2 protein-coding genes are annotated in these 1546 nt (G+C 42.9%); both read right to left on the bottom strand.

Going from position 1 to position 1546, the window contains the following annotated elements; genetic code table 11:
• Nucleotides 1-124 precede the first annotated feature (124 nt).
• Nucleotides 125-1006 carry a DUF2861 family protein gene (locus R7M72_RS24560; RefSeq protein WP_318056397.1) on the bottom strand — a complete coding sequence of 294 codons (882 nt, stop codon included), beginning with the start codon at nt 1004-1006 and terminating at the stop codon, nt 125-127.
• Nucleotides 1007-1012: 6 nt separating this feature from the next.
• Nucleotides 1013-1546, bottom strand: a 534-nt coding sequence (locus R7M72_RS24555) for a response regulator transcription factor (RefSeq protein ID WP_318056396.1), incomplete at its 5' end; no start/stop codon positions are given.

The raw sequence follows: 1546 nt of genomic DNA, 5'->3' as shown, positions 1-1546 counted from the left end.
AAGCGACATTCGCAAATAGTGATGCTGTAATGGTGGTGGCTAAAATTTTGAATTGGGTTTTCATACTACACTTGTGTTTTTAGTTCTTCCTGAACTTATATCGGCACAAATGTTATTTCTTTAATTATTCTTCCTGAGAAAGATCATAAGTACGGCTGATTGTTTGAGCTTGCTCAACAATTATGTCCCCTTGCCAACGTCTACTGTTGATACTTACCGCTAAAACATATCTATCGTTTGGTACACCAGCTAATTCAAGTGAGTTTGGGTAATTAGATTCGTAGGTTTTCTTCCACATCTGCTCATACTGGCCATCCACATAGTCGTACAGACCGACTTCTAATTGATGTAATGGGCAATGAGGATTGCGAAGTGCACTCTTTTCTACTTTCCAGTTCTCTTTTGATGTCCAGCGAACATATTGGGAGGAGTTTGAGTCTCCGAGTATCACCCAAGTTCGGTAAACTTGTTTATCTTTAGATACAACGGACAAGTGATACAAACCGGCTTCCAGTTTACCTGTGAGGTTGTATCGCTTGAGAAAACTGCGTTCGTTTGCTATTTCTGTCCCATCAGCTTGCTCTTCATAACTGAAAGAGCTGTCACCAGAGATAGATTCATCAACCCAACGACGAAACGATATGTCTTCAATATCTGTTGTCGCTCTAAGTTTGATCACCAAACGGAAAGTATCGCGCCCCGGACTTTGGATAGTTTGACGAATCACGTTTACGCCACTGATCCAATCAGGCAAGGTAACACCTGTCAGTGATTTGCCACAATTTTTCGAAAGAGATTGACCGAGTAAGTCATTGAGATGAGGAGTTAGATCTTTGCTTGGCTCTGTTTGCCATAACTCAACCAACGAGTTGAACATCCCTGCGAGGTCATCTTCAAGCAGGTGTTGATGAGCTTGTGTCAGTGGCGTATTGGTTTGAAACCAGTCCATCGCATGGACTGGTTTCACTAACGCTAACGAGAGAACTACAGGGAGTAGCGTTTTCATTATCGACTATGCTTTCATCTTGTAGCCTACGCCACGAAGCGTTTCGATTTCAAGGCCTGGCAATTTCTGACGAAGTTGAAGTACGTGGGTATCTACAGTACGTGTTGTAGGGAAATGGTTGTAACCCCATACATGGTCTAGTAGTTCATCACGAGTAAAAACGCGGCCTAGGTTTGACGCCAAGAACAGAAGCAAATCAAACTCAGTACGAGTTAACGTGATCAAATCACCTTTGAAGATAACTTCACGTGTTGCGCGATCGATCTCCAGATCTTTCGTCATCACTTTATCTGCATTAGCTTGATCAGCAGAGTCAGGCGCACGCAATTGAGCACGAATACGCGCGAACAATTCAGCTTCTGCAAACGGTTTTGTAAGATAGTCATTTGCACCAGAGTCTAAACCAGCTACCTTATCTTTAACGGTAACAAGAGCCGTTAACAAGATAACTGGAACGTCTTTAATTTTCTTCCATTCAGGGAGATGTTGTACGGAGTCACCGTCAGGTAGCTGGCGATCTAGGATGACAAGATCCGCTTT

It is taken from the genome of Vibrio sp. YT-18 (genome assembly GCF_033337345.1).
Lineage (GTDB): Bacteria > Pseudomonadota > Gammaproteobacteria > Enterobacterales > Vibrionaceae > Vibrio > Vibrio alginolyticus.
This window is presented reverse-complemented; position numbering and strand designations above follow the sequence as displayed.

What these genes read in the sequence shown, in the direction of transcription:
- R7M72_RS24560 (WP_318056397.1), bottom strand. Translation starts at nt 1,006, where the DNA reads ATGAAAACGCTACTCCCTGTAGTTCTCTCGTTAGCGTTAGTGAAACCA.